We start from the raw sequence: 2,772 nt of genomic DNA, 5'->3' as shown, positions 1-2,772 counted from the left end.
CAACGAGATTTATCAGAAACGTTCAGCGTATCCGAACCCGTTGTTGCCAGAACTCTAAAAAATCTTGAAAACAAAGGATTTGTAATACGAACTAAAGACCCGAACAATAAAACCCGAAGACTACTTTCTTTAAGTGAACAGAGTTTTGAAATAAGTGAAAACATGTTACATATTACCGATGATTGGTTAAAAGAGATCTATAATGACATCAATGAATCAGATATTGACAAATTTAATGAAATAATTAAATTATTGACCATTAATTCTTTAAAATTATAATATTTGTAAATAATTTGGAAGGGATATGATGCACATCATTACAATAAAAAACTTATTAAAGATTACGGCAATCAAAAAAGGTGTTTTTGATGTACCCAAGACATTGGAAAGGTGAAGTGCATAGGTATTTAGAACCTAATGGTGCCGGCAAATAAACAACTCCAATACATTTAATAAAAAATAACTAAATTAAAAGGTGATAATTATGGCAGAATCATTATTGGATAAATGGTGCGGACAACCATGGCTGCATGCAACATATTTTTTAGGAATCGTGATGTTTAATGTTTTGATAATAAATTGGGGCATATGGGATGTGCCGCAAAAATTAATGGCCTTGCTTGCAATATTTCTACCATTGCATGTATTTGAAGAGCTTACCTGGCCAAACGGATTTCATTTCATGATGAACAAGATAATTCAAAAATCAGACAATCCTCTTGCATATCCTGAAAACAGACTAACCGACATGATTACAAACTTTGGAGCTGAAATACTATTCATTGCATTAACATTCCTCACACCAATGCTTGGAAACAAAGGAGTGATATTTGTAATATTTTTCGGTATCGGCGAAACAATTGCTCATACAGTATTCAGCACACTAACATACAGACAATATAAATCCAAAGGCAAGAAAACATTATATTCACCGGGACTAGTGACTGCATGGTGTTTATTGCTTGAAACAGCCATTTACGGCATATACTGGTTAATATATTCAAAAACATTTGTTATGGTAGACTTATGGGGATTGGCATTAGTAGCATTTCTAATCATATTCATGGTACGTTTACCGTTTATCATATCTTACAAATATAAATCCACAAGATTTGCATATTCAGAAATAGGATATCTGGAAAAATACGAATCTGATTGAACTTCCCACTATCTTTTTATTTCAATGAATGCTCTGAATTTTACGAGGAGATGTGTAAAAAATGAAAAATAACCTATTAGATTTAACATTAAAACGAAGATCAATAAGAAATTATCTCAATGATGACATTGATGATGAATAATACAAGAGATATTGAATGTTGCACTGAGCGCACCATCATCATGGGGAGGCCATCCAGTTCATTTTATTGTTGTAAAAGACAAAAATATGATACGAAAAATAGCCCACTGCAAAGCTATGGGTGCAGCTCCATTAACAAAAGCCAATGTATGCATCGTTGTCATGGCGGATACATCAAGATGCGAACTTTGGATAGAAGATGCTTCCGTTGCATCCACATATATTCTACTTGCCGCCGAACAATTTGACATCGGAGCCTGTTGGATTCATATAAGAAACCGTGACGGACAAATTAAAACAGCAGATGAAGAAATTAGAGATTTATTAAATGTTCCAAACTGTTTTAGAGTTTTAAATTGTGTGGCATTAGGCAAAAAGGGAGAAATTAAAAATGAATATCTAAAAGAAAACCTATCATTTGAAAATATTCATTACGAAAAATATTAGGTGATGATATTGCTTGATTTTAAATTAGGATTTGGATTTATGAGATTACCCGTAATCAATAATAATCCAATGGATATAGATTACGAAAAATAAATAAATTAGTTGATTGTTTTACTACTGGAAAATGTATGTGGAGAAAAATAATTTCGAAAATGATAAATTAACTGACTTAACTAAGTTATTCAGTAAAGTTTCCATCACCATTACATAATAATTCAAGTTAATGAAAATCAATATTACTGATTATGCTCTTACTATATTGCTATAATATTAAAAAAAAAGTATTTAAATAGAAAATTACAAATTGAACTACATATCTGATTTTTCTTACAGGTGTGTGTCAGAGTGGTCAAATGAGATAGGTTCAGGGCCTATTGCTTAGTGCTTCGTGGGTTCGTATCCCATCACACCTACTTACTTAGCTACAGAAACATTCGTTTTTAATTTAATCTTCCCAGATTAATGAAAAATATGGCACTGATAAAAAAATCAAAATAATCTTAGTTGTGAATCAATATGCCTCACGTAATAGTTGTACCACTTATTAAAAAAAGCAATAAATAATGATAAAATATTGTGAAATTGTATTAAACTGAACATTAACATTTGCACCAACTATTCAAAACTAACTTTAGAATATTCATCCCGGAATATAATTATAGTACTTCAAAATTGCTTTAAATTCATAAAAATTCTTTCATTTCAACAAAAAATATATTTACTTACGAATTTAACATATTAATAATCAATTTATTCCCAATATTTGAAAAATTCATCTGAGGGATTATCCGATTTCATTATGTTTTCATATTCACTGTTGTAGAGGTAATGTTTAGCTATATCCAAATCAATTTCATGGTCGATATATTAACATGAACTCCCACTTACTTATCAGATATTGCGCACAAAACAATTTTACCCGAACGGCTCAAATTAAAATAGATATTTTCATGATTGGATGGGTATGCATTACCATATTTTTCAGTTTTAGTAATGGGATTTTGTTATATTTTCCTCATCAAGCA

Annotated in this window: 3 protein-coding genes; all 3 read left to right on the top strand. The window is 30.6% G+C overall.

The window, feature by feature from the left end; translation table 11 throughout:
* Positions 1-279: MarR family winged helix-turn-helix transcriptional regulator (locus ACKI3Q_RS09520; protein ID WP_407416355.1), on the top strand; the 279-nt coding region annotated here is incomplete at its 5' end.
* Between the two features lie 205 nt (positions 280-484).
* On the top strand, positions 485-1,159 hold the full coding sequence (locus ACKI3Q_RS09515) for an HXXEE domain-containing protein (RefSeq protein WP_407416354.1): 675 nt from the start codon (positions 485-487) through the stop codon (positions 1,157-1,159).
* A 153-nt stretch (positions 1,160-1,312) separates the two neighbouring features.
* On the top strand, positions 1,313-1,747 hold the full coding sequence (locus ACKI3Q_RS09510) for a nitroreductase family protein (RefSeq protein ID WP_407416353.1): 435 nt from the start codon (positions 1,313-1,315) through the stop codon (positions 1,745-1,747).
* Positions 1,748-2,772 lie beyond the last annotated feature (1,025 nt).

It is taken from the genome of Methanobrevibacter sp., assembly GCF_045636185.1.
Classification (GTDB): domain Archaea; phylum Methanobacteriota; class Methanobacteria; order Methanobacteriales; family Methanobacteriaceae; genus Methanocatella.
Note: the sequence above shows the minus strand (reverse complement) of the source record. Positions and strands in the feature narration are given on the sequence as shown.